This window comes from Kitasatospora sp. NPDC101235, from assembly GCF_044767505.1.
Taxonomy (GTDB): domain Bacteria; phylum Actinomycetota; class Actinomycetes; order Streptomycetales; family Streptomycetaceae; genus Kitasatospora.
In genome coordinates this window covers 291,644-317,630 of sequence record NZ_JBIWNZ010000003.1, presented here as the reverse complement: position 1 = coordinate 317,630, position 25,987 = coordinate 291,644, and the positions used below count along the sequence as shown (strand labels likewise).

The following is a 25,987-nucleotide window of genomic DNA, read 5'->3' as shown; positions in this document are numbered from 1 at the left end:
GCACTCTCCGGCCCGGTCACGCTACCTGCCCCGTGGGCTGGGGGAATGCCCGTTCGGGAGGCTTCGGACCATGGGCGGGGGGTCGTCCCCGCTGGACGGCGGGGGCGAAGCAGGCGCTAGATTAGATACCAACCATGCGGTTTCGGAAGGTTCCGTCCGCATGCGAGAGCCGCCCCGCAGGGGGCGCGCCGACAGCAGCCGGGTGGGGCGGGGATCGCGCCCGGCCGAGTCCGGAGGGGGCCAGTGGTCAAGCAGGAACGGGCTGGGCGGACCCGGCAGGCCGTACTGCTCGCCGCCGCGGAGACCTTCGCGCAGGTGGGCTTCGAGGCCGCCAGCCTGGTCGACATCAGCCGCCGGGCGGGGGTGAGCAAGGGGGCCCTCTACTTCCACTTCGTGTCCAAGCAGGCTCTCGCCGACGGGGTGCGCTGCGCCTCCGGGCGGGAGGTCGGCTCGGCCGCGCTGCGCGCGCTGCGGGCCGACGGACCGGCGCTCCAGGGCCTGATCGACTTCTCGCACGAGCTGGCCCGGATGCTGCGTGAGGACGTGGTGGTGCGGGCCGGCGTCCGGCTCGGCCGCCAGGGCCCGCGCCGGGACGGTGCCCCGGAGGGGCCGGACGGCCGGCCCGCACCGGCGGCCCCCGACACCGCATGGCGAAGCCTCACCGCCGTCGTCCACCGCCTGCTGGACCGCGCCGCCGAGGCCGGCGAGCTGTGCCTCGAGGTGGACCGGCGGGCCGCCGCCGAGCTGCTCACCGCGGTGGCGGCCGGTCAGGTGCTGCTCGCCGGCGAGGAGACCGGCCGGCCCGGGCCGGAGGCCGTGAGCAGGCTCTGGACGGCCGCGCTGCCGGCCCTGGTGGCGCAGGAGCGCCGGGCCGGCTACCGGGTCTGATCCGAGGCCGCCGTCACGGCCGTGACTCAGGCCCGCTCGGCGACGCTCAGCCGGGCGAGCGCGTGCGGCTGGACCAGGCCCGGCAGCAGCAGCGTCCAGAGGTCCGACATCCGCTGGATCAGGTCCTGCCGGTCGGCCAGCACCTGGGAGCTCAGCTGGATGCCGGTGACGGCCCCGGTGATCACCCCGGAGGCCGCCGCCACGTCGACCCCCGGGTGGAGGTCGCCGGCCTCCCGGGCGCGCTCCAGCAGCTCGCGGACCAGGTCCATCCAGCCCTGGTAGGCCGCGAGCTGCGGCTGGGTGAAGCTGCCGTGCTCGATCGTCAGCCGGATGCTGCCGCGCACCAGCGGATCGGTCCGGAGCGCGCGGGCGAAGGCGTACCCGAGGTCGATCAGGTTCTGCACCGGGCTGTCGGAGGCCGGTGTCCAGCCGGAGATCCAGGCGCCCTGCCCCTCGATGACGGCGAGCGCCAGCTCCTCCTTGGAGCGGAAGTGGAAGTACAGCGCGCCCTTGGTGACGCCGGCGCGGTCCAGGATCTCGGACATCGTGGCGGCGGCGTAGCCCCGCTCGTCGAACACCTCGGCTGCCGCGACGAGTACCGCCTGGCGGGTCGCCAGCGCGCGGGCCTGCCTGGCCATCGCAGCCTCCCTGGAAAGTTCTGGTCTCGGCAGCGGCCGATCCTACGGGGGCGGACGGGGCGGCGGACGCATGTCGTCCAGTAGGTATCCTACCGAGCCCGCCGCGGGCCCCACCGGCCCGGCCGACCGCAGGGAAGCGCCCCCGGCGCGGCCCCGGGAACCCCCGGCGCGGCCCCGGGAAACGCCCGACGGCCGGCCACCCCGTTCGGGTGACCGGCCGTCGGTTCGGGCCGTGGGCCGTCAGGCGGCCTGCTGCCAGCTGACCGGCGAGTAGTACGCCGGGCGGCGCTCCAGGCGCTGCCAGTTGGCGATCGGCTCGATGGGCGCGATGGCGGCGGCCTGCTGCGTGGCGGCGGCGCGTGCGGCGAGGACGGCGGTCAGGGCGGCGAGTTCCTCGTCGGTGAGACTGCCGCGGACGATGCGGACGAGGGGTTCGGCGGAAGCGGTCATGTCCTGGTTTCTCCCCCGGTTGCTGTGGTCTGAGGTGGTTGCCCGGTGCGGACTGCTGCGGTGCGGACTGCTGCGGTGCGGACTGCTGCGGTGCGGCCGCCGCTACATCGGCGGGTTGCCGTGCTTGCGGCTGGGCAGGTCGGCGTGCTTGGTGCGGAGCATGGCCAGGGCGGAAGCGATCACCTGGCGGGTCTCGGCCGGGTCGATGACGTCGTCCACGAGGCCGCGCTCGGCCGCGTAGTACGGGTGCATCAGCTCGTTCTTGTATTCCTTGATCTTCTGGGCGCGCATGGCGTCCGGGTCCTCGGCGGCGTTGATCTCGCGCCGGAAGATGACGTTGGCCGCGCCCTCGGCGCCCATCACGGCGATCTCGTTGGTCGGCCAGGCGTAGGACAGGTCGGCGCCGATCGAGCGGGAGTCCATCACGATGTAGGCGCCGCCGTAGGCCTTGCGCAGGATCAGCGAGATGCGCGGCACGGTGGCGTTGCAGTACGCGTACAGCAGCTTGGCGCCGTGCCGGATGATGCCGCCGTGCTCCTGGTCGACGCCGGGCAGGAAGCCGGGGACGTCGAGCAGGGTGACCAGCGGGATGTTGAAGGCGTCGCACATCTGGACGAAGCGGGCGGCCTTCTCGCTCGCGTTGATGTCCAGCACGCCGGCCAGCGACTGCGGCTGGTTGGCGATGATGCCGGTGACGTGGCCGTCGATCCGGGCGAGCACGCAGAGCACGTTGGTGGCCCAGCGCTCGTGGACCTCCAGGTACTCGCCGTGGTCGACGATCTCCTCGATCACCTTGCGCATGTCGTACGGGCGGTTGCCGTCGGCGGGCACCAGGTCCAGCAGGCTGTCGTTGCGCCGCTCGACCGGGTCCTCGCTCATCACGGGCGGCGGCATCTCGCGGTTGTTCTGCGGCAGCAGCGACAGGAGGTAGCGGACCTCCTCGATGCAGGACTGCTCGTCGTCGTAGACGAAGTGGGCGACGCCGGAGACGCCGGCGTGCACGTCCGCGCCGCCGAGGCCGTTCTGGGTGATCTTCTCGCCGGTCACCGCCTGGACCACGTCCGGGCCGGTGATGAACATCTGCGAGGTCTCGCGGACCATGAAGACGAAGTCGGTCAGCGCGGGGGAGTACGCGGCGCCGCCGGCGCACGGGCCGAGCATCACCGAGATCTGCGGGATGACGCCGGAGGCCTTGGTGTTGCGCTGGAAGATGCCGCCGTAGCCGGCCAGTGCGGTGACGCCCTCCTGGATGCGGGCGCCGGCGCCGTCGTTCAGCGAGACCAGGGGGGCACCGGCCGCGATGGCCATGTCCATGATCTTGTGGATCTTCTGCGCGTGGGCCTCGCCCAGCGCGCCGCCGAAGATCCGGAAGTCGTGTGCGTAGGTGAAGACGGTGCGCCCATGGACGGTGCCCCAGCCGACGATCACGCCGTCGGTGTGCGGCTTCCGGGCCTCCAGGCCGAAGCCCTGGGCGCGGTGCCGGCGCAGGGGCTCGACCTCCTGGAAGGAGCCCTCGTCCAGCAGTAGCTCGATGCGCTCGCGGGCGGTCAGCTTGCCCTTGGCGTGCTGGGCCTCGGTGGCCTTGTCGCTGGGGCCGCGGCGGACCTTCTCGCGCAGCTCGTGCAGCTCGGCGACGCGCCCGCGGGCGTCGGCCGGGACCTCCGGGACCTCGCCGTCGATCGGCGCCTCATGCACAACCGTCATCTCGAACCACTCCAAGGGTGAGGGAACTGTCCGACAGCCAACGTCTGCTGTGCCCCCGGCTGCGAATCACTTTCTTCACTTATGACTGTACGAGGGGCCGTGCGCTGGTTCCGGCGTCGATTCCGTACAAGGTCGAGTTCGTTTAGCTGTGAGGCCTGTACAGAAGTGGTTGGTTACGGCGCTGAGCGCTCGGTGGTCATTCGGGCACCGGGGGTTGTCGGGCAGGTGATGGTCCGATGATCTGAGCATGAGGAAAAGCGCAGGTCAGGGCCGTCTTCCAGTACTGTAGGCCGGTCCTCTTGGGTCGCGCTCAAGGTCCGCTCAAGCACGCCGGCCGACGGGCCGCCAGTCGGGTGAGCGGCCCGACAGTCGTAGGGAAGCGCCAAAAACGCCGCAGCCCACCCCGACTGGTCGGGGTGGGCTGTCCGAGCGAGCGGGCGGGCCGCCGATCAGCTCTTCCTGCCGTCCTCGGGCTCGTCGCGGTCGCGCAGCTCCCGCTCGCGACGGCGCAGGTCGGCCTCCCACTGCTTGAGCATGTCCTCGTGGTCTTTGTTGTTCTTCTTCAACGAGGCGAGGAACTCGGGGTCGTCGTCCGGCGCCAGCGGGCGACCGCCGCGCGGGGCGGTGCGGCCCGGGCGGTCGTCGGCCGGGTACCCCTGGTGGGCCCCGGCGGGCGCGGCCCGCAGGAAGCCGCGCTGCTTGCCGGCGATCAGCCAGGCGATCGGGCCCAGCGGCGGGAAGAGCAGCACGATCAGCACCCAGACCACCTTGGGCAGGTGCTTCACCTCGTCCTCGGGCGTGGTCAGGCAGTCCACGAACGCCCAGACCCAGAGCGCGAGCGGAAGGACGATGGTCAGAAGAATCCTCGGCACGGCTGGGATCTCCCCCCGGGCGATGACGGCGGCGGGCGCCTTCCAGGGGCCCTTGACCGAGCCAGGCTATCGGGTGGCGGATACTGACATGCATGGCATACGACGATCTCCGTTCGTTTCTCCGGGCCCTCGACCGCGAGGGCGACCTCAAGCGCATCAAGGCGGAGGTGGACCCGCACCTGGAGATCGGCGAGATCGTCGACCGGGTGCAGAAGGCCAAGGGCCCGGCGCTGCTCTTCGAGAACGTCAAGGGCTCGTCGATGCCACTGGCGATGAACGTCTTCGGCACCGAGCGGCGGCTGGCCAAGGCGCTCGGGCTCAAGGGCCCGGACGACATCTCCGAGAAGATCGCCGGCCTGCTCAGGCCGGAGCTGCCGCAGGGCTTCACCGGCTTCCGGGACGCCTTCGGCAAGCTCGCCTCGATGGCGCACGTCCCGCCCCGGCACGTGAAGTCCGGCGACGCCCCGGTGCAGGAGGTCGTGCTCACCGGTGACGACGTCAACCTGGACGAGCTGCCCGCCCTCTTCACCTGGCCGCTGGACGGCGGCTCCTTCTTCAACCTGGGCCTGACCCACACCAAGGACCCGGACACCGGCATCCGCAACCTGGGCCTCTACCGGCTCCAGCGGCACGACCGCCGCACCATCGGCATGCACTGGCAGATCCACAAGGACAGCCGCAACCACTACGCGGTGGCGGCCAAGCGGGGCGAGCGCCTCCCGGTCGCGATCGCCTTCGGCTGCCCGCCGGCCGTCACCTACGCGGCCACCGCTCCGCTGCCCGGGGACATCGACGAGTACCTCTTCGCCGGCTTCATCGCCGGGGAGCGGGTCCGGATGGTCGACTGCAAGACGGTGCCGCTCCAGGTCCCGGCCGACGCCGAGGTGGTGATCGAGGGCTGGCTGGAGCCCGGCGAGATGCTGCCCGAGGGCCCGTTCGGCGACCACACCGGCTTCTACACCCCGCAGGAGCCGTTCCCGGCGCTGAAGATCGACTGCGTGACGATGCGCCGCCGCCCGATCCTCCAGTCCATCGTGGTCGGCCGCCCGCCGACGGAGGACGGCCCGCTGGGCAAGTTCACCGAGCGGTTCTTCCTGCCGCTGCTGAAGATCATCATCCCGGACATCGTCGACTACGACCTGCCCGAGGCCGGCGGCTTCCACAACTGCGTGATCGTCTCGATCGACAAGAAGTACCCCAAGCACGCCCAGAAGACGATGCACGCGATCTGGGGCGCGCACATGATGTCGCTGACCAAGCTGATCATCGTGGTGGACTCCGACTGCGACGTGCACGACTACCAGGAAGTCGCCTGGCGGGCCTTCGGCAACGTCGACTACAGCCGCGACCTCACCGTGGTCGAGGGCCCGGTGGACCACCTGGACCACGCCTCGTACCAGCAGTTCTGGGGCGGCAAGGCCGGCATCGACGCCACCCGCAAGCTCCCCGAGGAGGGCTACACCCGGGACGGCGGCTGGCCCGAGATGGTGTCCTCGGACCCGGCGACGGCCGCGCTGGTGTCGCGCCGCTGGAAGGAATACGGACTGTGAGCACCGCTGCGATCGAGACTCCCGGCCGCACGAAGGCGTTCCTCCGGCTGGTGATGATCGAGCACTCGATCTTCGCCCTGCCCTTCGCGTACATCGCCGCACTGACGGCCATGTTCCTCGCGGACAAGCGGGTGCACTGGGACGAGCTCCTCGTCGTCACGGTCTGCATGGTCGGGCTGCGCACCTTCGCGATGGCCGCCAACCGGATCATCGACCGCGAGATCGACGCCCGGAACCCGCGCACGGCCACGCGTGAACTGGTCACCGGCGCCGTGTCGTTGAAGACCGCGTACGTCGGCTCGGCCGTCGCGCTGGTGGTCTTCCTCGGCGCGGCCGCGATGCTCAACCCGCTCTGCCTGGCGCTCGCGCCGGTCGCCGTGGTGCCGATGGTGGTCTACCCGTACGGCAAGCGGTTCACCGACTTCCCGCAGGCGATCCTGGGCCTGGCCCAGGCGATGGGGCCGGTCGGCGCCTGGCTCGCGGTGACGGGCAGCTGGTCCTGGGAGGCCGTCGTCCTGGGCGTGGCCGTCGGCATCTGGATCGGCGGCTTCGACCTGATCTACGCCTGCCAGGACGTCGAGTCCGACCGCCACGGCAAGGTCCGCTCGGTGCCGGCCCGCTTCGGCATCCCGGCGGCCATCCGGGGCGCGAGGGTGTGTCACCTCCTGACGACGCTCCTGCTGGGCTGGTTCGCGGTGCTCACCCACGCCGGGGTGGCGTTCTGGATCGGCCTGACGGTCGTCGCGGGCGCCTTCGCGTACGAGCACACCATCGTCAAGCCGAACGACCTGTCGAAGCTCAACCGCGCGTTCTTCCAGACCAACGGCTTCGTGGGCATCTCGCTGTTCTGCTTCGCCCTGCTGGACCTGATCATCCGCGGGCTCGGGATCTGATTCAGCCGCCGTCCACACCGGCGGCCCGGACCTTCTGTTCGATCAACGTCGTCAGTCGGGTCCAGCCGGGCCGCCGGTCCTCGCCGTGGTGGGTGAGGAGCTCCTTGCGGGTCCTGCCGTCCTCGCGGTCCTGGAGGCCGGACAGGGTGGGCAGCAGGGAAGGATCGGCGATGAAGTGCTCGGCGACTTCGGCGGCGAGCTCCTCGATCCTCGGGTCGTCGGGGTCCCAGCTGCCCGCGGCCCAGGTCAGTTTGACGATGGCGACGTGCTTCGGATCGTCGAGGCCGTGCTCGATCTGGGCGAGGTACTCCTCGAAGCCCTCCGGCATCAGGGCCCGGACCAGGATCAGGGCCTCGCGGGCCGTCGTCACGTCCTGTGCGGCGAAGCCGAGCGCGGGCATCCGGTCCAGCAGCGCCAGGGCGCGCTCCGGCAGCAGGACCCGGTCGCCGTGGGCGAGTTGTCGCAGCGTCGCGCGGCGGGCGATCAGCTCCTCGATCCTGCCGGTGAGGCTTTCCTCGACCTCGACGAGGGAGGCTGCGAACCCGTCCGGGTCGGCGTCCAGGATCGGCCCGACCTCGGCCAGCGGGACGCCCGCTCCGGCCAGGGTCCGGACCTGCACCAGCCGCAGCAGCTCGGCCGTCCCGTAGCGGCGGTAGCCGGACAGGTCGCGCGCGGGCTCCTCGACCAGGCCCTGCTTGTGGTAGTGCCGGATCGTCTTCACCGTGACGCCGGCGAAGGCCGCGGCCTGGCTGATGGTCACCCCGCCGGTCATGCGCATCAGTTGACCCCACCGCCCGCCGTGGCGGCAACCTCACGGACGGCGGTGGCGATGGCGCGGAAGTCCTTGCGCACGATGGTGGTGTGCTTGCTCGGGACGGTCGCGCTGACCCGGACGTGGGGGTTGCGGGCGAGGACCGGGTCCAGCGTGGCCCGCATCGCGGCCAGCCCCTCGGCGGTGCCGCCCAGGCTGGCGCCGGTGGCCACCAGGTACCGCATCGGGAAGTCCACCAGGTCGAAGACCGGGTCGCTCTCGGCGACGATCTCGTTCAGCTCGATGTTGATCTCGGCGTGCGCGGCGGCGGACATCCGCGCGGCCATGCCCAGCGGCCGGACCAGCGGCATGATCCACCCGAGCCGCCGGAACATCGTGCGGATCTGCTCCTTGCCCGCCTCCCGGCCGCCCTCGACGGTGGCCAGGTAGTCCCACGGGTAGCCGCCGTCGACCATCACCGCCCCCGCGATGCGGCCGGGGTTGCGGGTGGCGTAGTGCAGCGCGAGCGCCGCACCGTAGGACCAGCCCACCAGGATCGGCCGCTGCGCGCCGGTCGCGTCCAGGACGGCATCGATGTCGCGCAGGCAGGCCTCGAAGGAGTAGTCGGAGGAGGTCTTCGACTTGCCGCGGGCGCGCTCGTCGAAGGTGATGTGCCGGTAGTCGCCGCCGAGTTCGGCGATCGTGGGGCGCCAGTTCTTCTGGGTGGCGTACGAGCCGTTGAGGTACACCACCGGGTGGCCTGCGCCGCCGGTGTCGGTGACGGCCAGAGCGGTGTCCTCGACCGGAACCATGCCGGTCCACGGGGAGTCGGGGCTCGACTTCGCGTTCGTGTTCGTCGTCATGCCCATGAGCCTGAGGCCTGCCCTTGGGTCAAGGTCAACCCCGGCTGCCGGACGTTCCCGCGGTGCACGAGCCCGCGGGCCGTCAGCCGCGTGGGATCAAGCGAGTGGCGGAGTCAGTTGGCAGATGACGACGAGCTCGATTCGCGGGACGACGTAGTACGCGACGATGCCTCCGGCGACGTCGAGGTACTGCATGGGCTCGCCGCTGCCCTCGTACGTGGTGCCGTCCAGGTAGAGGGCCTCTGCTGCTCGGACGAGTTCAGCGGCCCTCTGTTCGGCGGCGCCGAGGAACTCGGCCGGTGCATCGCCCGCGACGTGCTCCTCGCTGGGCAGGTACTCCCAGCTCCAGCTCACCCGTTCACCGCCGCGAAAGCGGACCGGTAGAAGACGGCGACCTCGGTGGCGTGCCGGCGGCACTCCTCGACGGTCGGGGCGTGGTTGGCGAGGTAGTTCGCCCGGTGATAGGCCCGTGCCGTGGCCGGGACCCGCTCGATCTCCACCACGGTGGCCCAGTGGGCGAGGAAGGCGCGGATCGGGTTGACGCTGCCCGACTTGATGGCTTCCGCCATGGCCCTGGTCTGGCCTTCCACCATCTCGGGAAGCCGGTCGGCGGCCACCACGGCGAGCGCGGCCTTGAGCGAGGCAGGGCTCTTCTCCGGGCGGGGGATGAGTTCGGCTCCGTCCGACACTGGCTGACTCACGGGGGCGCTCCTCTCGTCTCGGCCGAGCCTACTCGCTGCTCGTGGGCCGGCTCAGCGGAACAGGGCAGCGTGATCCTTCGCCCAGGCGCGGAAGCTGCGGGCGGGGTGGCCGGTGAGGTCCCGGACCGTCGTGGTGGCGGGCTCCGGGGCTGCGATGCGGGCGTGGAGGAAGTCGAGGGCGCCGTCGACGGCGGCCTGGGGCCGGCCGGTGGCGGACATCCGGCGGCGGGCGGTCTCGCGGGGGATCTCCTGCCACGTGGCCGGGCGGCCGACGGCCGCGCCGATGATCTCCACCTGTTCGGCCTGCGTCGGCGACTCCGGGCCGGTCAGGACGTACCGGGCGCCGTCGTGGCCGTCCTCGACCAGGGCACGGACGGCCACCGCCGCGATGTCACGCTCGTCCACCGGATTCAGCCCGGCCGCACCGCCGTAGCCCTGCACCGCACCCGCGGCCCTGATCTCCTCGGCCCACTGCAGCGCGGCGGCGAAGCCGTGCGCCCGCAGCACCGTGTGCCGCACCCCGCTGCGGGCGAGCAGCGCCTCGATCCCGCCGTCCGGCCGGCCGGGGACGGCCGACGACAGGAACACCACCCGCCCGACCTCCCGGGCCAGCACGCCCACGGCCTCCGTCGCCCCGTCCGCCGTCGGGGCCGGCCACCCCAGCAGCACCGCGCCCGCACCCTGCACCGCCGCCTCCAGCGACGCCGGATCGAGCAACTCCCGTTGCGTCAGGGTCCGTACCCGTACGCCGGAGGCCGCGAGCTGCAGCCCGACATGCCGCCCGACCGCCCCGCAGACGCCGATCACCAGCACCGGCGGCGTGTCGTCAACTCGCTTATCTGTCATGCGTCGAACGTAAGCGAGAAGGATGAGACGCCCAATGTGCGCGGGTATCGGGTCCATGCGTCAGCGTCTACCCGGCGCGCCGACTCCCGCGCGGGCGGTCAGCTGCTCAGCTGGGGCGCCTCCGGGTGGTAGGTGCGCTGGCGTTCGAGTGGGGCGGTGGCGAAGTCGCCGTTGCCGTTGACGACTTCGCCGACGCCGACGCGGATGCCCCGGGCGCGGCCGTGGCCCTTGAGGACGCCGCCGCGGCCGTCCGGGTCGGGATGGGTGTGGGGGCGGCCGGCGGCGAGCTCGACCGCGCGGGCGGAGATCGGGCCCAGGATCTGCGCGCCGGTGCCGAGGCGGCAGCCGCCCGCCAGCTCGGCGCCGTTGGTGATCCTGACCTCGTCCCCGAGCTCGACGGTCTCGCCCGCCCCCGCCTTGATCACGGCGCCGCCCTCGCCGATCTGCGCGCGCCGCCCGATGGCGATCCGCCCGCCGCCGGTCGCGACGACCCGGGTGCCGCCGTGCAGGACGGCGCCCGGGCCGAGCGTGCAGCTGCTGTCCGCGTCGCACTCGATCGTCACGCCCGGGTACAGGACGGTCCCCGCCTGCAGCGTCACCCGCCGCGAGACCAGCGCCGAGAACGGGTCGAGGACCACCACGTCCTGGTCGGCGAGCAGCATCAGCTCGCCCGGGGTGAGGAGTCCGCGCTGGTGGCGGATGCGGTCCAGCCGGTGCCAGAGTTCCTGATCGGTCATGATCACCGGATCATACGGAAGCCCCTGCGGGGCGGCCTCAGTTGTGCAGGAAGCCCTCCAGGGCGGCGGCCAGGGCCACCGGGGCCTCGTACATCGGGTAGTGCCCGCTGCCGCCGAGCTCCTCCAGCTCGGCGTTGGGGTAGTGGGCGAGGAAGGTGCCGCGCATCACGTCGGCGGTCAGGGCGAGGTCGTGCTCGCCGACGATCACCTTGACCGGCACCGGGTTGCCGTCGATCCGGCGCTCCAGGTCGGCCGTCGCCCAGTCGCGGACGTAGTCGCCGAAGGCCTCGGGGGTGGACAGCCGCAGGGACTGGTCGACCATGTGGTCGAGCCAGACCCGGCCGGCCCGTCGGCCGGTGACCAGGTCCAGGATGGCGAAGCGCTTCTCCCGGTCCTCGGCGGCGCCGTAGAACAGCGCCTCGCCCGCCTCGTCCAGCGGGTACGCCCCGGCCGGCACCGGGGCCAGGCCGACCAGCTTGCGCACCCGCAGCGGCGCCTCGGCGAGCACCTGCTGGGCCGCCTTGCCGCCCATCGAGTGGCCGACCAGCGAGAAGCGGTCCCAGCCGAGCTGGTCGGCCAGGGCGAGCGCGTCGGAGGCGATCTCGGCGAGCGTGTACGTGCCGGGGACGTCCTTGCGCTGCCCGTAGCCGCGGTAGTCGAGGAAGGCGTAGCTGAAGGCGCCGCCGTCGAGGTAGTCGAGGAACGGGCCCCAGCCCGCGCTGGTGCCGAACCAGTCGTGCAGGACCAGGACGTGGTGGTCGCCGGTGCCGGTCAAGCGGTGAGGGATCGTCATGCCAACGGTCGTTCCCCGTGAACCGCCCGTCCGAACGAGTGGGGCTCAGGCGTCGCGCCGGGCGAAGGCCGGGGCGTGCTCGGGGAGCGGGCCGAAGGCGATCAGGCGGGACAGCAGCAGGGGGAAGCCGGGGGCGTAGCGGGCGAGCAGTACCAGCTGGGTGGGCGGGCCGACCCGGCGGCCGGTGAGGACGGGCTCGAACATCACGCGGTGCAGGACCCGCTGCAGGTGCTGCATGATCACGGTCGGTCGCCACCGGCGGCGCTGCACCCGGGCCGCGCTGGACGAGGCCGTCCGGCGGGCGGGCCACGACCCGGGCGGACGACCGCCGGTGCGGGAGCGCGCGATCTAGGCGGCGGCCTGGCTGGTGGCCGAACGGGGCCTGGGCGCGGTCACCCTGGACGCCGTCGCGGACCGTGCCGAGTGCTCGGTGCCCAGCCTGCACATCGTCTTCGAGGGCCGGGACGGCCTGCTCGCCGCCGTCTTCGAGCAGTACGGCCCGCTGCCGGACCTGGAGGTGCTCGCGACCGACCCGCCGGAGCGCCTGGAGGACACCGTCCGGGCGCTGTACCGGACCTTCGTGGCGAGCTTCACCTGCGAACCGCGGATCGTCCCGGCGGTCTTCGGGGACCTGTTCAGCCGGCCGGACGGCCCCGCGGCCCGGGTGATGACGGCCAGCCTCCCGCGGCTGTTGGACTGTCTGGGCCGGCTGCTGCTGCCGCACGTCGAGGCCGGCCGCCTGCGGCCGCTGCCGTTCCCGGTGCTGGTCCAGCTGCTGTTCGGGCCGGTGGTCACCCACCTGCTGCTGCGGCCCGTGCTGAGCCCGGTGCTGGGTGCCGCGCTGCCCGCGGTGGAGGAGGCCACCGAGCTGTTCGCCGACTCCTACCTGCGGGCGGTGGCCCTCCCCGGGGCAGACTGTGCGGACCGGACCCCGACCCGAGGAGAACCGTGATCGGCACACTGCAGTGCCTCGTGCTCGACTGCCCCGACCCGGCAGTGCTGGCCCGCTTCTACGCCGGTCTGCTCGGCGGCGAGGTGGACCGCCCGGACCGGCGCTGGTCGCTGGGCGCGGGCTGGTCCACGCTGCACCTCGCCGACGGCGCGGTGCTCTGCTTCCAGGGCGTCGCCGACCACCGGCCGCCGCGCTGGTCCGACCCGGAGCACCCGCAGCAGGCGCACCTGGACGTCGAGGTGGCGGACCTCGACGACGCCGAGCGGCAGGTGCTCGCCCTCGGCGCCGTCCGGCTGCACGATGCCGGCGGGTGGCGGATCTACGCCGACCCGGCCGGGCACTTCTTCTGCCTGGTCCGCGCCCACCGGGCCTGACTCACGAGATCCGCCGGATCCGCCGTACCGCGAGGAACACCAGGAGCGCGGTCAGGGCCAGGAACAGGCCCGACTCGATCGCCTGGAAGGTCCAGAACCGGTCGGCGGGCTGGTACTCCAGCGCGTTGGTGTACGGCCCGGCGCCGAAGCCGTGCTCGGCCATGTTCCTGGCGCAGTCGGCGGCCCCCGGGTCCCCGGGAGGCGGGCAGCCGATCTGCCCGTCGTGCAGCACGACCTCGCCGGAGCCGTTGCGCACCACCTGGTCGTAGACCCAGTCCCCGGCGTAGCGGTTGGGGAGCAGCCCGCTCTGCGCCGCGTACGTCGAGGTCTTCGCCGGGAGGAAGGACGGGCGGGCCACCGTCTCGACCAGGATGCGCACCGCGGCGAACGAGGCCAGCGAGATCCCCATGGCGGGCAGCACCTTGCGGGCCGCCGTGCCGGTGTACACGCCGAGTGCCACCGCGAACAGGGTGTACGCGACCGGGGCGACGCCCTGGACGTCGAAGCTCAGGTAGCCCAGCCGCCCCAGGCCGGCGGCGACCAGGGGCCCCAGCCACCAGGCCACGCCCAGCGCGTACGTGACCGCGAGCAGCACCGCGGCGCCGCCGACCAGGCCGAACTTGGCGAGCGCCCAGTGCCGCCGGCTGATCCCCTGGGTCCACACCAGGCGGTGGGTGCCGTTCTCCACCTCGCGGGCGACCAGCGGCGCGCCGAAGAACAGCCCGACCAGCACCGGCAGCAGGACGAACAGGATGGCGACGTAGGCGAACCCGCCGTACTGGTTCTGGAAGCGCTGGTTCAGGCCCTCGCAGCCGCCGGCCCCGGTCGGCATGGTCTCGTGGCCGAGTTTTGCGAGGCAGGCGCCGAGGCCGCTGTGGTCGTAGGCGCCGCGCATGGCGAGGCCGGTGGGCACCATGACGGCGGTCAGCGCGGCCAGGGCGACGAGCGTCCAGAGCAGCTGCTTGCGGTGCTGGCGCCAGATCAGCCAGGTCATGCCGCCACCTCCGGGGAGAGCCGGGTGCCGCCCGCGCCTAGGTGAAGTCCGGGTAGAGCGGGGTGTCCTGGGCGACGAACCCGATCCCGGCCAGCGCCTCGACGCCCTGCCGGGGATCGAGGCCGAACACCCGGACCTCGCCGGCGTCCGGTTCCAGCAGGCCCACGGCCAGGTGCAGCAGGGTGGACTTGCCCGCCCCGTTCGGGCCGACCAGCGCGGCGATCCGCCCGGCCGGCAGCTGGAACGAACAGCCCTCCAGCGCCCAGGCCTTGCCGTACCGCTTGCCCAACCCTCATGTTTCCAGCGCGACTTCCGTCATGTCTTCCCCCAATTGAGCGTGGCCCGCATCGTGGTGTCGATCAGCGCGGCGATGTCCTCGTGGGCGAGCCCGGCAGCCTCGGCCCTGCGCAGCCAGACCACCAGGTCCTCGCGCAGTTCGGCCTGGTTGGCCAGCGCGGGACCGGCCAGCGTGCCGACCAGGAAGGTCCCCACGCCGGGCCGCCCCTCGGCGAGCCCCTCCAACTCCAGTTCCCGGTAGGCCTTCAGGACGGTGTTGGGGTTGATCGCCAGGGCGCGCGCCACCTCGCGGACCTTCGGCAGCTGATCACCGGGCCGGGCCAGTCCGACCCGCAGGGCCTGCTTCACCTGGAGCACGAGCTGCATGTAGGTGGCGACCCGCGAGCGGCCGTCGAGGACGAACTCGATCACTACTTGTTCTCCTGTCTTATGACAGTAAGACAGAATGGGCGCACGAAGGTCAAGTCGTCAACCGGAAAGAGATGGTGACGAATGGTCGGGGAGAGTCGTTCAGTCCAGGACCAGCCGGTCGCCGACCCGCAGGCGGCCCGGGGCGGCGACCTCGGCGAGGGCGTCGAGCCGGCCGTCGTGGGCGTGCACCACGGCCTTGAGGATCACGGGCGCGTGCGGCAGCCCGGGCTGCGGGGCGCCGGTCATCGCGCAGCGCTCGCTGGAGGCGACGAAGGCGAGCCGGGCGCTGCCGGGGGCTTCGCCGGACGCCCGGCGGCCGAGCCAGGCGTCCTCGACGAACGGCGGGGTGCCGGGCGGGGTGCGCAGCACGATGTTGGGGCGGAACCGGCGCTCGTCGACCACGGCGAAGGGGACGGCCTCGCGGACCCAGTCCAGGGTGGCGGTGCTGAGCACGCTGACCGGCAGCCGGTCGAAGTGCGAGACGGCGTCCTCGCGGGCGAGTTCGACGTCCTCGCGCTGGAGGTAGGCGCGCAGGAAGGCGTTCGGCCGCTCGACCGGGCGCCCGAGCGGATCGAACAGTTCGGGGCCGTCGATCCGGTGGCCGAGCCGGGCGGAGAGGCGGAGCAGGCCGTCCATCCGGCGGAAGCGGCGGGTGTTCTTGCCCGAGCCGAGCTTCCCGGCCGCGTCGCGGACGGCGTAGAGGCGGTCTCCGGCCAGGCCGCGCTCGTCCACCTCGACGGAGTCGAGCCGCTCGCCGCCGGTGGATTTCACGGGGTAGCGCCAGAGTCGCTCGATCACTCCGATGATCTCAGCCATGGCCGGAAAGCGTACTGGCGTTGACGGGGGATGGTCTAGACCAAGTGTCGGAGGGTGTACCGTCCGCTCAGCCCAGCCGGGCCACCGCCCGTACCGGTGCGCCGTCCGCCGCGACCAGCCGCAGCGGGAACAACGAGACCTCCACCGGCAGCCCGGCCTCCTGGGCGGCCAGCAGCGGCCGCAGGTCGGTCAGGTTCTCGGCGATCACCCCGCCGCCGGACGCCCCCAGCAGCACCCGGTGCGCGGCGAGCGAGGGCTCGTCGGCGGTGCCGTGGTCGTGCTCGTCGGTGAGGTCGGCGAGCAGGGCGGCCACGGCCGGGTCGCCCGGGCCCGGGTCGGGGGTCGGGTCGACGCTGAGCGCGTCCACCCCGACCGTCCGCACCCCGGCGGCGACGATCGCCTCGGCGGCGGCCGGGGACAGGCTGGGGTGGGCGAGGTAGGCGTCGGTGCCCCAGTGCCGGGCCCAGCCGGTGGCCAGCAGCAGGACGGTGCCCTCGGCGGCCCGCTCCAGCGCGGGTGCCAGCAGCTCGGGGGTGACGGCCGCCCGGGGCTCCAGCCCGCGCAGGTCGGCGACCACGGCCGGGCCGGTGAACCGCTCCAGCGGCAGCCCGTCCAGGGTCGGCCAGGTGACGTCCACGTGGTACGGCGCGTCCACGTGCGTCCCGGACTGCGAGCCGAGGTGCAGGGCCAGCACGTTCACCCCGGCGGTGGCCGTGGTGAGCGCGGGCTCCAGCAGGACGGCCGGATCGCCGGGGTAGACCGGCATCGCGGTGGTCACCTGATGGGTGAGGTCGACGAGGGTCGCTGCCATGCGCCCATCCTTCCAGGGGCGGGGGGCTTCCGGGCCCCTCCCGGCCCGCCCGGGCCGAACACGCAGGTGGAGCCGGGACAGAATTGCCCCATGGGAACTGTGAAGCGTCAGCCGTGGGTGGTCGGGGTCTCGGGTGCGTCGGGGACGCCGTACGCGGCCTCGGTGATCCGTGCGCTGCTGGCCGCCGGTGAGGCGGTGGACCTGATCGTCAGCCGCGCCGCCAGGCTCACCATCCTGGACGAGACCGGAATCTCCTTCCGGGACGCCCACTGGCGCGCCGACCTCGCCGCCTGGCTCGGTACCGAGGGCCCGGACGACGGCCTGGACGGCGTCCGCTACTGGCCCGCCGGGGACTTCGCGGCCGGCCCGTCCAGCGGCTCCTACCCCGCCAAGGGCATGCTGGTGGTGCCCGCGACCACCGGCGCGGTGGCCGGGATCGCGCTCGGCCTGAGCAAGGACCTGCTGCAGCGCGTCGCCAGCGTCACCCTCAAGGAGCGCCGCCCGCTCGTCGTCTGCGTGCGCGAGACACCACTCAACGGGGTGACGTTGAAGCACTTGGTGGAGCTCGACGCACAGGGGGCGGTCGTCCTGCCCGCCTCGCCCGGTTTCTACGCCGGCGGCTCCACCGCGCGTGAGCTCGTGGATTTCGTGGCCGGACGGGTGCTGGACGCCGTCGACGTGCCGCATTCCCTGTACCTGCGCTGGGAAGGGGAGTTGGGGGCGGCGGCCCGCCGGGCGGACGACAACGGAGGCGTCCGGCCTGAGGGGGAGTAAGGAGACCGAGGGCGGGAGAGTATCTTCTCTGCGATATCCGGGTCGGTCGGCGCGCAGCGCCTTTGAATCCGGATAATGATCTGTGGGTCTGGAGAGGTTCGGAAGGACGCGGACGGTATATGGACACGGTGGACAGACAGCTCATCCAGGCGCTCCGGGAGAACGGCCGCGCGTCCTACGCCGAGTTGGGCCGCCTGGTCGGGCTCTCCGGCCCGAGCGTGACGGACCGGATCAACCGCCTGGAGCAGGCCGGTGTCATCACCGGCTACCGGGCGACGGTCAACCCGGCCTCGCTCGGCTTCGGCGTCACGGCCCTGATCGGCCTTCAGCTCACCGACGCCGCGGACCACGAGGACGTCGCGTTCCGGCTGAAGGACCTCAACGAGGTCGAGGACTGCTGGTTCATCGCCGGCGACGACTCCTACATGCTGAAGGTCCGGGTGGCCGACGTGGCCGGCCTGGAGTCGGTGGTCAAGCGGATCTCGGGCACGAAGGGTGTGGCCCGGACACGCACCACCGTCGTACTCTCCACGAAGTGGGAAAACCGGGTGAGTGAACTTCCTCCTGTAGGAGAGTGACGCATGGCACTGGTCGGCCTGGAGGAACTGCGCGCGGCCCGGCAGCGGATCGCGGGGGTCGCCGTGCGCACCCCGCTGGTTCCCGCCCCCTGGGCGGCCGAGGGGGAGCGGCGGCTCTGGCTGAAGCCCGAGAACCTCCAGCCGACCGGGGCCTTCAAGACCCGTGGCGCCTACAACCGGCTGGCCGCGCTCACCGAGGACGAGCGGTCCCGGGGCGTGGTCGCCCAGTCCAGCGGCAACCACGCGCAGGCGGTGGCGTACGCGGCCCGGACGCTCGGCATCAAGGCCGTGATCGTGATGCCGGACACCTCGCCCGCGGTGAAGGTGGAGGCCACCCGCTCGTTCGGCGCGGAGGTGATCCTGGTCGCGCCGGAGGAGCGGGACACCCTGCCCGGCGAGCTGGCCGAGAAGCACGGCTATGTCTGGGTGCCCCCGTATGACGACCCGTTCATCATCGCGGGCCAGGGCACGGTCGGCCTGGAGATCGCCGAGGACGCACCGGCCGAGCTGGACACCGTCCTGGTGCCGGTCAGCGGCGGCGGCCTGATCGGCGGGACGGCGGCCGCGCTCAAGCTCACCCGTCCGGGCATCCGGGTGATCGGCGTGGAGCCCGAGCTGGCCGCCGACGCCCGGGCCAGCCTGCGGGCCGGCCGCCGGGTCGAGTGGCCGGTCGCCGACACCTACCGGACCATCGCGGACGGGCTGCGCACCCCGTCGCTCGGCGTGCTGCCGTTCGAGCACGTCACCGCCTACGTGGACGACATCGTCACCGTCACCGAGGACGAGATCCGGGCCACCGTGGCCGTGCTGGCCCGCCGCGGCCGGCTGGTCGCCGAGCCCTCCGGGGCGGTCGCCCCGGCCGCCTACTTCCACCGTGCCGCCGAGACCGGGGGCCAGACGGTGGCGGCCGTGGTCAGCGGTGGCAACATCGACCCCGCACTGCTCGCCGAGCTGCTCTCGGCATAGGCGTACGCTCGTTCCGGCAAGGAATCGAACGTCGGAGGAGGCGGGGCACCGCATGGACGCAGGGCTCAAGCGCGAGCTGGAGGCGAAGGTCTACGCGGGTGAGCGGCTGACCCGCGAGGACGGGATCGCGCTCTACGCGAGCGACGACCTGGCCTGGCTGGGCGGGCTGGCCCACCACGTGCGGACGCGGAAGAACGGCGACGTCGTCCACTTCAACGTCAACCGCCACCTCAACATGACCAACGTGTGCAACGCGTCCTGCGCGTACTGCTCGTTCCAGCGCAAGCCGGGCGAGAAGGACGCGTACACGATGCGCATCGAGGAGGCCGTCCGCCTCGCCAAGGCGATGGAGAGCGAGTCCCTCACCGAGCTGCACATCGTGAACGGCCTGCACCCGACCCTGCCGTGGCGCTACTACCCGCGCTCGCTGCGGGAGCTGAAGGCGGCTCTGCCGAACGTCTCGCTGAAGGCCTTCACCGCCACCGAGATCCACTGGTTCGAGAAGATCAGCGGCCTGTCCGCCGACGAGATCATGGACGAGCTGATCGACGCCGGCCTGGAGTCGCTGACCGGCGGCGGCGCGGAGATCTTCGACTGGGAGGTCCGCCAGCACATCGTCGACCACGACACCCACTGGGAGGACTGGTCGCGGATCCACCGCCTCGCGCACAGCAAGGGCCTCAAGACGCCGGCCACCATGCTGTACGGCCACATCGAGGAGCCCCGCCACCGGGTGGACCACGTGCTGCGGCTGCGCGAGCTCCAGGACGAGACCGGCGGCTTCCAGGTCTTCATCCCGCTGCGCTACCAGCACGACTTCCACGACTCCAAGGACGGCGTCGTGCGCAACAAGCTGATGGCCCGCACCGAGATGGCCACCGGCGCCGAGGCGCTGAAGACCTTCGCGGTCTCCCGGCTGCTCTTCGACAACGTCCCGCACGTCAAGGTCTTCTGGGTGATGCACGGCGTCACCACCGCCCAGCTGGCGCTCAGCCACGGCGCGGACGACATGGACGGCTCGGTGGTCGAGTACAAGATCACCCACGACGCGGACAACTTCGGCACCCCGAACAAGCTCGGCCGCGACGACCTGCTCGGGCTGATCCGGGACGCCGGCTTCCGCCCGGTGGAGCGCAACACCCGCTACGAGGTCATCCGCGAGTACGACGGCCCGGACCCGATGCGCCGTGAGTCTCCGCAGGCGATGCGCCTCTGACCTGCGAAGATCCCTGCCGCCCGGGCCGCTCTCCGGCCCGGGCGGAGGTGGTCTTCACGGCCTCCGCACGAGGCCCGGGTTTACCAACGGGTGTGGCGTTTGGCAGGATCGAAGGCATGTCCGGTTCTGATCGTGCCACCGCGTACCCGCCGCACCAGCCGATGCAGGGGCCGGTCGACCTGATGCCGCAGCAGCAGCACGAGGGCGGCCAGGCGTACCAGCAGCCGGTTCAGCAGGGCTACTACCAGGGCGAGTACCAGCCGTACGCGCAGACCCCTGACGGGTACTTCGAGACGTACGACCAGCCGTTCCAGCCGTACGGGGCCGAGCCCGTCCCCGAGTCCGTCTACTACGAGGCGGAGCCCGCTCCCGAGCCCGTGTACTTCGAGCCCGAGCCCGTCGTGCTCGCCGTGCCCGCCGCGCCCATGGCGGGTGCCCGGACGGCTGCCCGGGGACGGCGTCGCAAGGCCAAGCAGAAACGTCACGGCAAGGCCGTGATGGCCGGTACCGCGCTGCTGGTCGCCGCCACCGCCGGCTGGTACGCCGTCGGCCAGGACGACGCCAAGCCCGGCATCGCCGCCGCCGACGGCCCCGGCCCGGAGGGCGTCAGCAAGCCCGACCAGCCCGCCCCGGCCCCCGCGGCCGCCCAGGCAGCCTCCGACCGGAAGGCGGCGGCCCCGGCCGCCGACCGCAGCCAGACCCGCGCGGACGGCTCGGTCGCCGCGATACCCGGCCTCGGCGCCGCCTTCACCGCGAAGATCCCCGCCGGGACCACCCAGGTCGTGGTCGCCTCCGGCCAGGACAAGAACACCGACAAGAACACCGTCACCCTCTGGACCCGCACCCCCGAGGGCCGCTGGCTGGCCGGCGAGACCTGGCAGGGCCACAACGGCAAGAACGGCTGGACCACGGACCACAACGAGGGCGACCTGCGCAGCCCGATCGGCGTGTTCAGCCTCACCGACGCGGGCGGCCGCAAGGCGGACCCGGGCAGCAAGCTCCCGTACGACAAGGACCCGAGCTTCGTGGTCTCCGGCACGGGCTTCTTCGGGGACCAGCTGGCCGGCTCCTTCGACTACGTGGTCGCGATCGACTACAACCGCGTCCCCGGCAACTCCCCGCTCGACCCGCGCCGCCCGATGGGCTCCAAGAAGGGCGGCGGCATCTGGCTCCACGTGGACCACGACGGCCCGACCCACGGCTGCGTGTCGATCCCCGAGGACAAGATGGCCCAGCTGATCCGCACCCTGGATCCGGCGGCCCATCCGGTCATCGTGATGGGCGACGCCACCGCACTGGCCGCCTGACCTCGGCGTACGCGCAGCCCAGACGCCGCAACGCCCCTTGTTGATCTCCTACAGAACGAAGGGGCGGATCCTGTCACCGGTCATACCATGCTGACCAGCGGGTAACCCGGTTCCATGGCAGTATGAGCGGTTCGCGCATTGTGGCACTCGGTCACTACCAGCCCCCCAAGGTCCTCACCAACGACGACCTGGCGGCGCTCGTCGACACCGACGACGAGTGGATCCGCACCCGTGTGGGCATCCGCAGCCGGCACATCGCCGAGGACGAGAGCCTGGTCGACCTCGCCACCGAGGCCGCGCAGAAGGCGCTCGCCAACGGCGGCCGGACGCCGGCGGAGATCGACCTCGTCGTGGTCGCCACCTGCACCGCGATCGAGCGCAGCCCCAACACCGCCGCCGCCGTGGCCGCCCGGCTGGGCATCCGCGCGCCCGCCGCGTACGACATCAACACGGTCTGCTCCGGCTTCTCGTACGCCCTGGCCACCGCCGACCACGCGATCCGGGCCGGCTCGGCCCGCCGCGCCCTGGTGATCGGCGCCGAGCGGATGTCCGACACGCTCGACTGGACCGACCGCTCCACCTGCGTGATCTTCGGCGACGGCGCGGGCGCCGCGCTGGTCGAGGCCCAGGAGGACGGCGGCGAGGCGGGCATCGGGCCGGTGGTCTGGGGCTCCGTGCCGGAGAAGGGCGACGCCGTGGTGATCACCGGCTGGGACCCGGTGATCAGCCAGCAGGGCCAGTCGGTCTTCCGCTGGGCCACCACCCAGCTCGCCCCGCTGGCCCGCGAGGCCTGCGAGCGGGCCGGGATCGACCCGGCCGAGCTGAAGGGCTTCGTCCCGCACCAGGCCAACCTGCGGATCATCGACGCGATCGCCAACAAGCTGGGCCTCACCGACGCGGTGGTGGCCCGGGACGTGGTCGACTCCGGCAACACCTCGGCCGCCTCCATCCCGCTGGCCTTCTCCAAGCTGGTCGAGCGCGGCGAGCTCTCGCCCGGCGACCCGGTCCTGCTCTTCGGCTTCGGCGGCGGCCTGGCCTACGCCGGCCAGGTCGTGCGCTGCCCCTGACCCGACGGCGTCGCCGGCTGCCCGAACGGCGCCGCGACGCCCCCTGAAGGCGCCACGAGGCCGCCTGAACGCACACATGCCGGTGGGCGGGCACCCTTCACGGGTACCCGCCCACCGGCATGTCTGGCGCGCGTGCGGTACGTCGGCGGACCTCCCCCGAGGACACGGCCGCCGTCCCTCGTACCCCGGACAGGAGGCCGGGGCTGCGCGCGGAGCGGATGGTGGGTCGGAGGATGGTCCTACTTGGGCGCCTTCTTGCCGGTGACGCCCAGGTACACCAGGGGAGCGAGGTTGGGTTTGAGGTCCTTGACCTTGACGCCCCAGGAGGTGAAGGCCTTCTGGTGCTCGGCCGCCGAGGCCAGCAGCGAGACCAGGGCCCCGGCCACTGCGTTCGGGTCGAGCGACTTGTCGGCCTGACCCTTCGCCTGGAGTTCCTTGACGGCCTCGGCGAGCGGCTTGGCGACCGCGTTGAGGACCGTCATGCGGATCTTGAAGAACCGCTTGTCCCCTTCGGCGGCACCGAGCGTGACCACTCGGAGAATGGCGTCGTTCTTGCGCCAGAAGGCGAGGAATCCGTCGACCAGTTCTTCAGAAGTGGTCGGTCCGGACTTCCCTGCCCAGGACTTTCCGGCCACCAGCTCTTTGAGCTGGTCGGCGTCCTTGGCCATTTCCTCGGCGATTTCGAGGACAGCGCCCTCGACATCCGGGAAGTACTGGTAGAAGGTCGCGGGGGAGGTACCCGCCATACGGGCGACGTCGATGACCTTGACGTCCCGATAGGGCGACGTGCTGAGCATCTCGCGGAGGCAGTCGAGCAGCTTCTGCCGCGTCTCCTGTCCGCGTCGCCCGGCGACGCGACCGTCGACGGTGCGAACTTGTCCTGTCATGCCGTCAGCTTACCGTGGCACGATCTTGGCGCGATTCGGTGATGCGACTATTACTCCGCACGGGGGTTGGTATAGCGGCATGAACCACTTCGGACGGATATTCACCGGGCTTCGAAGCCCCTGTTGAAGCCCCCCCGTGTGCTTTTGATCTCACAGCGTGACGGCGAGTCCGCTGAGGGGTGGTCGGGCGACAGAGAGTGACGATGGCGGGAAGATGCGGCACCGTCCGGAAGTGGACGGTCCGGGGCCGCGCGCGCAAGCCGCCCCCGGAACGGGCGTCAGGATCCGGCCGTTCCGTCCTCGCTGGTCAGGGGCCCGTCCGGCGCGTCGTCCGGGCCCGGACGACGGGTTCCGGCGGGTGGGGGAGGTTGGATATGCGCAGGGCGGCATTGGAGAATCGGGTCCGGCACCACGCGGCGGGTGCGGACAACGGGGAGGTGGCAGCGGAGTGGACCAGCTGACGGCGCACGATCCGAGGCGGATCGGGCCCTTCGAGGTGCTGGGGCGGCTCGGCGCGGGTGGGATGGGGCTGGTCTACCTGGCGCGTTCCGCGTCGGGGCGGCGGGTGGCCATCAAGACCGTGCGGGGGGAGCTGGCCGAGGACGAGCTGTTCCGGGTCCGTTTCGCCCGGGAGATCGCGGCGGCCAAGACGGTCGGCGGCTTCTACACCGCGGCCGTGGTGGACGCGGACGCGGACGCCCGGGTGCCCTGGCTGGCCACCGCGTACATCCCGTCGCCCTCGCTGGAGGACCTGGTCGAGGAGTGCGGCCCGCTGCCGGTGGAGGCCACCCGCTGGCTGGTCGCGGGCATCGCCGAGGCCCTGCAGTCGATCCACGGCGCCGGGCTGATCCACCGCGACCTCAAGCCCTCCAACGTCCTGGTGGTCGAGGACGGCCCGAAGGTGATCGACTTCGGCATCGCGTCCGGGGTGTCCAGCACCCGGCTCACCATGACCAACGTCGCGGTCGGCACCCCCGCCTACATGTCCCCCGAGCAGGCCCGGGACAGCCGTACCGTCCGGGGCGCCAGCGACGTGTTCTCGCTCGGCTCGCTGATGGTCTTCTGCGCCACCGGGCACCCGCCCTACCGGGGCTCCAACCCGGTCGAGACGGTGTTCCAGCTGCTGCGCGAGGAGCCGGACCTGACCGGCATGCCGGCCGAGCTGATGGACCTGGTCCGCGCCTGCATGCACCAGGCCCCCGAGCGCCGGCCCACCCCGGCGCAGATCCAGGCCGAGCTGGCCCCGCACCTCTTCTCCCGGGACGACGCCTCCGGCGAGGCCGGGGACTGGCTGCCGGCCAACGCGCTGGAGCTGATCGAGCGCAAGCGCGGCCGCCGGCCGGCCGCCCCGCCGTCGCGCCCGCAGGCGGGCCCGGCCCAGCCGCCGCAGCCGCCCCCGCTCCCGCAGGCGCCGCCCGTGCAGGTCCCGCCGCAGCACCTGAGGACGGCCGACCCGCGCACCGACGCGGGGCGGCACGCGCAGCCGCCGGCCGGGCCGGTGCACAGCCTGCCGCAGCCGGGCCAGGGCTCGGACGCCGAGATCCCGACCGCGAAGATCGCCTCGCCGAACAAGCACCGGGCGCCGTCCGGCGGTGCCGTCGAGGTGCAGCTGTCCGGCGCCTCGGTGCGGATAGGCCCGGGACCGCGGGCCGAGCACGAGCAGCCCGGCCCGAACACCGCCCCGGCCACGACCGACTGGGTCCGCCGGGCCCCCACCCCGCCGCCCCCGCCGGTCGCCCGCTGGCGCCCCTGGCGGTTCCGGATGTCCAACGACGTCTGGGGCACCCCGGTGGTCGCCGACGGCACGCTCTTCGTCTCCAGCTTCGAGGTGCACGCGCTGGACATCGCCTCCGGCGAGCGTCGCTACAAGACCCGGGACGTCGCCTGGGCGCTCGCGGTGGACGCCGGCCGGGTGCACGCCGCGGACGGCCCGCACCTGTACACCGTGGACGCCGCGGACGGCACCGAGCGCTGGCGCACCTCGCTGGACGGCTGGGTCTACTCGCTCTCCGCCGCCGACGGCGTGCTCTGCTGCGGGATCAGGGGCGGCGGCATCCAGCTCCGCTCGGCCGCCAACGGCGCCGAGCTGTGGCGCGCCGACGACGCCCAGCAGGACTACGAGAACCCGCAGTCCGGCCCGGTCCTGGTGGGCGGCGCCGCCTACTACTACGGCGGCGGGCGGCTGCGCTGCGTCGACCCGCGCGGCGCGGGCCTGCGCTGGTCCTTCCCGGTCGGCGAGGACGTGCCGTCGCACCCGGTCGAGCGCGGCGGCGTGCTGTACGTGTCGGCCGGCACCCGGGTGTACGCGCTGGACGCGGCCAGCGGGGCCGAGCGCTGGCGCTTCGAGGCCCCGGTGGTGCTGTTCACCCCGCCCGCCCTGGACGCCGACGCCGTCTACGTGGCCGACTACCTGGGCACGGTCTACGCGCTGGACGCGGCCACCGGCCTGGACCGCTGGCGCGGGGTCACCGGCCGCCGCCAGGGCGCCGACCCGGTGGTGGTCTCGGACGGCATGGTGCTGGTCGGCAACGGCGAGGTGCTGTACGCCTTCGAGGCGGCCACCGGCCGGGAGCGCTGGCGCTACACCGCCCGCGGCGAGATCGTCGGCTCCCCGGCGGTGGCCGACGGCCTGGTGCACCTGGGCAGCCGGGACCACTCGCTGCACACCCTGGACCTGGCGAGCGGTCAGCTGCGCTGGGAGCTCGGCACCAAGGGCGAGCTCACCGGCTCGCCGGTGGCGGTCGGCGGCCGGGTCTTCGTCGGCTCCAAGGACCGCTGCGTGTACGCGCTGGACGCCTTCTACGGCACGGCGGTGCCCGCCCGCTGAACCGCGGGGCGGGCACCGCCGTAC

Annotated in this window: 29 protein-coding genes and 1 pseudogene; 12 read left to right on the top strand and 18 right to left on the bottom strand. The window is 72.5% G+C overall.

Annotated elements, in window-relative coordinates:
* The first annotated feature begins 243 nt into the window (after positions 1 to 243).
* Positions 244 to 888 carry a ScbR family autoregulator-binding transcription factor gene (locus tag ACIRRH_RS07610; RefSeq protein ID WP_403063096.1) on the top strand — a complete coding sequence of 215 codons (645 nt, stop codon included), beginning with the start codon at positions 244 to 246 and terminating at the stop codon, positions 886 to 888.
* A gap of 26 nt (positions 889 to 914) precedes the next feature.
* Here the strand turns inward: ACIRRH_RS07610 and ACIRRH_RS07605 are convergent, their stop codons facing one another.
* The 4 genes from ACIRRH_RS07605 to ACIRRH_RS07590 form a co-directional block, all read right to left on the bottom strand.
* Positions 915 to 1,526 (bottom strand): ScbR family autoregulator-binding transcription factor, encoded by a 612-nt coding sequence (locus ACIRRH_RS07605; RefSeq protein ID WP_403063093.1) that lies wholly within the window; start codon positions 1,524 to 1,526, stop codon positions 915 to 917.
* Positions 1,527 to 1,766: 240 nt separating this feature from the next.
* Complete coding sequence (locus ACIRRH_RS07600; RefSeq protein ID WP_403063090.1) at positions 1,767 to 1,976, bottom strand: acyl-CoA carboxylase epsilon subunit; 210 nt, start codon at positions 1,974 to 1,976, stop codon at positions 1,767 to 1,769.
* Positions 1,977 to 2,078: 102 nt separating this feature from the next.
* Entirely contained in the window at positions 2,079 to 3,680 is a 1,602-nt protein-coding gene (locus ACIRRH_RS07595; protein ID WP_403063087.1) for an acyl-CoA carboxylase subunit beta, read from the bottom strand.
* Positions 3,681 to 4,129: 449 nt separating this feature from the next.
* Entirely contained in the window at positions 4,130 to 4,552 is a 423-nt protein-coding gene (locus ACIRRH_RS07590; RefSeq protein WP_403063084.1) for a PLD nuclease N-terminal domain-containing protein, read from the bottom strand.
* Positions 4,553 to 4,644: 92 nt separating this feature from the next.
* On the opposite strand from ACIRRH_RS07590, the gene ACIRRH_RS07585 reads away from it, so the two are divergent.
* Both ACIRRH_RS07585 and mqnP read left to right on the top strand, forming a co-directional pair.
* Positions 4,645 to 6,102, top strand: a complete 1,458-nt coding sequence (locus ACIRRH_RS07585; RefSeq protein ID WP_403063081.1) for a menaquinone biosynthesis decarboxylase — start codon at positions 4,645 to 4,647, stop codon at positions 6,100 to 6,102.
* Entirely contained in the window at positions 6,090 to 6,995 is a 906-nt protein-coding gene (mqnP, locus tag ACIRRH_RS07580; RefSeq protein ID WP_403063691.1) for a menaquinone biosynthesis prenyltransferase MqnP, read from the top strand. Before ACIRRH_RS07585 ends, mqnP begins: the two co-directional genes overlap by 13 nt.
* 1 nt (position 6,996) lies before the next feature.
* Here mqnP and ACIRRH_RS07575 read toward each other — a convergent pair whose 3' ends face one another.
* From ACIRRH_RS07575 to ACIRRH_RS07540, 8 genes are all read right to left on the bottom strand, one after another.
* Positions 6,997 to 7,767: a MerR family transcriptional regulator gene (locus ACIRRH_RS07575; protein ID WP_403063078.1), complete on the bottom strand. Its 771-nt coding sequence runs from the start codon at positions 7,765 to 7,767 to the stop codon at positions 6,997 to 6,999.
* A 5-nt stretch (positions 7,768 to 7,772) separates the two neighbouring features.
* Positions 7,773 to 8,609, bottom strand: a complete 837-nt coding sequence (locus ACIRRH_RS07570) for an alpha/beta fold hydrolase (RefSeq protein WP_403063075.1) — start codon at positions 8,607 to 8,609, stop codon at positions 7,773 to 7,775.
* Between the two features lie 96 nt (positions 8,610 to 8,705).
* Positions 8,706 to 8,963 (bottom strand): hypothetical protein, encoded by a 258-nt coding sequence (locus ACIRRH_RS07565; protein ID WP_403063072.1) that lies wholly within the window; start codon positions 8,961 to 8,963, stop codon positions 8,706 to 8,708.
* Positions 8,960 to 9,310: a hypothetical protein gene (locus ACIRRH_RS07560; protein WP_403063069.1), complete on the bottom strand. Its 351-nt coding sequence runs from the start codon at positions 9,308 to 9,310 to the stop codon at positions 8,960 to 8,962. Before ACIRRH_RS07560 ends, ACIRRH_RS07565 begins: the two co-directional genes overlap by 4 nt.
* A gap of 51 nt (positions 9,311 to 9,361) precedes the next feature.
* Positions 9,362 to 10,156 carry a hypothetical protein gene (locus ACIRRH_RS07555; RefSeq protein WP_403063066.1) on the bottom strand — a complete coding sequence of 265 codons (795 nt, stop codon included), beginning with the start codon at positions 10,154 to 10,156 and terminating at the stop codon, positions 9,362 to 9,364.
* Positions 10,157 to 10,254: 98 nt separating this feature from the next.
* Entirely contained in the window at positions 10,255 to 10,893 is a 639-nt protein-coding gene (locus tag ACIRRH_RS07550; protein WP_403063063.1) for a hypothetical protein, read from the bottom strand.
* A gap of 37 nt (positions 10,894 to 10,930) precedes the next feature.
* Positions 10,931 to 11,686, bottom strand: coding sequence for an alpha/beta fold hydrolase (locus tag ACIRRH_RS07545; protein WP_403063061.1), 756 nt, complete (start codon positions 11,684 to 11,686; stop codon positions 10,931 to 10,933).
* Positions 11,687 to 11,731: 45 nt separating this feature from the next.
* Positions 11,732 to 11,923: a hypothetical protein gene (locus ACIRRH_RS07540; RefSeq protein WP_403063058.1), complete on the bottom strand. Its 192-nt coding sequence runs from the start codon at positions 11,921 to 11,923 to the stop codon at positions 11,732 to 11,734.
* Between the two features lie 127 nt (positions 11,924 to 12,050).
* Between ACIRRH_RS07540 and ACIRRH_RS07535 the strand changes: the two genes are divergently transcribed.
* Both ACIRRH_RS07535 and ACIRRH_RS07530 read left to right on the top strand, forming a co-directional pair.
* Positions 12,051 to 12,638, top strand: a complete 588-nt coding sequence (locus ACIRRH_RS07535; protein WP_403063688.1) for a TetR/AcrR family transcriptional regulator — start codon at positions 12,051 to 12,053, stop codon at positions 12,636 to 12,638.
* A complete protein-coding gene (locus ACIRRH_RS07530) occupies positions 12,635 to 13,012 on the top strand; it encodes a VOC family protein (RefSeq protein WP_403063055.1) in 378 nt (125 codons plus the stop codon). The genes ACIRRH_RS07535 and ACIRRH_RS07530 overlap by 4 nt, the downstream gene beginning before the upstream one ends.
* 1 nt (position 13,013) lies before the next feature.
* On the opposite strand, the gene ACIRRH_RS07525 is transcribed toward ACIRRH_RS07530, so the two are convergent.
* From ACIRRH_RS07525 to ACIRRH_RS07505, 5 genes and pseudogenes are all read right to left on the bottom strand, one after another.
* On the bottom strand, positions 13,014 to 14,006 hold the full coding sequence (locus ACIRRH_RS07525; RefSeq protein ID WP_403063052.1) for an ABC transporter permease: 993 nt from the start codon (positions 14,004 to 14,006) through the stop codon (positions 13,014 to 13,016).
* A gap of 49 nt (positions 14,007 to 14,055) precedes the next feature.
* A pseudogene (locus tag ACIRRH_RS07520) lies at positions 14,056 to 14,295 on the bottom strand (ATP-binding cassette domain-containing protein); the annotation flags it as partial.
* A 26-nt stretch (positions 14,296 to 14,321) separates the two neighbouring features.
* Positions 14,322 to 14,714, bottom strand: a complete 393-nt coding sequence (locus tag ACIRRH_RS07515) for a GntR family transcriptional regulator (RefSeq protein ID WP_224282891.1) — start codon at positions 14,712 to 14,714, stop codon at positions 14,322 to 14,324.
* 99 nt (positions 14,715 to 14,813) lie between these two features.
* Complete coding sequence (locus ACIRRH_RS07510; RefSeq protein WP_403063049.1) at positions 14,814 to 15,530, bottom strand: MOSC domain-containing protein; 717 nt, start codon at positions 15,528 to 15,530, stop codon at positions 14,814 to 14,816.
* 67 nt (positions 15,531 to 15,597) lie between these two features.
* Complete coding sequence (locus ACIRRH_RS07505; protein ID WP_403063046.1) at positions 15,598 to 16,341, bottom strand: cyclase family protein; 744 nt, start codon at positions 16,339 to 16,341, stop codon at positions 15,598 to 15,600.
* Positions 16,342 to 16,431: 90 nt separating this feature from the next.
* Here ACIRRH_RS07505 and ACIRRH_RS07500 point away from each other — a divergent pair, with 90 nt between their 5' ends.
* The 6 genes from ACIRRH_RS07500 to ACIRRH_RS07475 all read left to right on the top strand — a co-directional run bounded on the left by ACIRRH_RS07500 (position 16,432) and on the right by ACIRRH_RS07475 (position 22,249).
* Entirely contained in the window at positions 16,432 to 17,115 is a 684-nt protein-coding gene (locus ACIRRH_RS07500; RefSeq protein WP_403063043.1) for a UbiX family flavin prenyltransferase, read from the top strand.
* 119 nt (positions 17,116 to 17,234) lie between these two features.
* On the top strand, positions 17,235 to 17,693 hold the full coding sequence (locus ACIRRH_RS07495) for an Lrp/AsnC family transcriptional regulator (protein ID WP_030055719.1): 459 nt from the start codon (positions 17,235 to 17,237) through the stop codon (positions 17,691 to 17,693).
* A gap of 3 nt (positions 17,694 to 17,696) precedes the next feature.
* On the top strand, positions 17,697 to 18,659 hold the full coding sequence (locus tag ACIRRH_RS07490; RefSeq protein ID WP_403063040.1) for a threonine/serine dehydratase: 963 nt from the start codon (positions 17,697 to 17,699) through the stop codon (positions 18,657 to 18,659).
* Between the two features lie 52 nt (positions 18,660 to 18,711).
* Positions 18,712 to 19,875, top strand: coding sequence for an aminofutalosine synthase MqnE (mqnE, locus tag ACIRRH_RS07485; RefSeq protein ID WP_403063037.1), 1,164 nt, complete (start codon positions 18,712 to 18,714; stop codon positions 19,873 to 19,875).
* A gap of 116 nt (positions 19,876 to 19,991) precedes the next feature.
* Positions 19,992 to 21,182: a L,D-transpeptidase family protein gene (locus ACIRRH_RS07480; protein WP_403063034.1), complete on the top strand. Its 1,191-nt coding sequence runs from the start codon at positions 19,992 to 19,994 to the stop codon at positions 21,180 to 21,182.
* A gap of 122 nt (positions 21,183 to 21,304) precedes the next feature.
* The gene (locus ACIRRH_RS07475; protein WP_403063031.1) at positions 21,305 to 22,249 is read left to right on the top strand and encodes a beta-ketoacyl-ACP synthase III; all 945 of its coding nucleotides are present in this window, start codon (positions 21,305 to 21,307) and stop codon (positions 22,247 to 22,249) included.
* Positions 22,250 to 22,488: 239 nt separating this feature from the next.
* Here ACIRRH_RS07475 and ACIRRH_RS07470 read toward each other — a convergent pair whose 3' ends face one another.
* Positions 22,489 to 23,136, bottom strand: coding sequence for a TetR family transcriptional regulator (locus ACIRRH_RS07470; protein ID WP_224284690.1), 648 nt, complete (start codon positions 23,134 to 23,136; stop codon positions 22,489 to 22,491).
* Between the two features lie 448 nt (positions 23,137 to 23,584).
* On the opposite strand from ACIRRH_RS07470, the gene ACIRRH_RS07465 reads away from it, so the two are divergent.
* Positions 23,585 to 25,963, top strand: a complete 2,379-nt coding sequence (locus ACIRRH_RS07465) for a PQQ-binding-like beta-propeller repeat protein (RefSeq protein WP_403063028.1) — start codon at positions 23,585 to 23,587, stop codon at positions 25,961 to 25,963.
* Positions 25,964 to 25,987: the final 24 nt, after the last annotated feature.